The organism is Vibrio sp. TRT 17S01, from assembly GCF_050113695.1.
GTDB lineage: Bacteria > Pseudomonadota > Gammaproteobacteria > Enterobacterales > Vibrionaceae > Vibrio.
Map to the genome: position 1 here is coordinate 1 of NZ_JBNJOG010000063.1, position 796 is coordinate 796.

1 protein-coding gene is annotated in these 796 nt (G+C 40.5%); it reads right to left on the bottom strand.

Annotated elements, in window-relative coordinates:
- Positions 1-186: 186 nt before the first annotated feature.
- Positions 187-711 (bottom strand): SseB family protein, encoded by a 525-nt coding sequence (locus ACQEXS_RS22480; RefSeq protein ID WP_243191920.1) that lies wholly within the window; start codon positions 709-711, stop codon positions 187-189.
- Positions 712-796 lie beyond the last annotated feature (85 nt).

Sequence of the window (796 nt, forward strand, 5' to 3'; positions counted from 1 at the left end):
AACTTAAACCTGAATGTAGAATTGATACCAATAGTAGTAACCAATATTTCATTGTTAGCCTCCAACAACATAACGCCGCATTAAGGTGTGAGCCACACATCCACAAAACTCAATTTGACCATCAAAATCACTGAACTAAGCCAAACCAAAAATGCCAAGCGTGGCGAATCACTCTTAAATGCTTTGTTAGGGTAATTGACTTGCGTGGTGTGATAGATATTCGAGCATGGACCGCTCTATAGGAAGCGCATTATGAGCTGGGTTAATCACAACGCCATCATAGGTACTGCTCTCAAGTGCGAATAACCATACGTCTTTGCTAGGCAAGATCCACCCTGAAACCTTTTGCTCCGTATATTGACTTAAAGCATTCCAGTCTGTGAATAAAACCAAGTAATTTTTGCCCGCACTTTCGGCAGATAAAACACCAAAAGTACTACCTTTTTCTAATGTTCGCTGATTGCTGTCATCAGACGATAACTTTAGACCATCAGTAAACACCGCGGCTAAATAATTTGCCTGCAAAAGCTGCTTTAGAAGCTCATCTTTAGCCGCATCTGACCCTTCCCGAGCAACACGATCCATTGCAGCAACTAGAGCTGGATTTTCAACTGCCTGATTTACATCAATCCTTGATTCTTTTTGAGCCATCACTTCACTAACTCCAAATATAAGTAAGATGCCTATAATATATTTAGCTATTTGGTTCATAATTACCCTAACGCCCAATTAAGGTGTGAACCACGCTACCACACAACTCAAATTGAACACCGTAAACACTAAACTAACCCAAAAC

What these genes read in the sequence shown, in the direction of transcription:
- ACQEXS_RS22480 (WP_243191920.1), bottom strand. Translation starts at nt 711, where the DNA reads ATGAACCAAATAGCTAAATATATTATAGGCATCTTACTTATATTTGGA.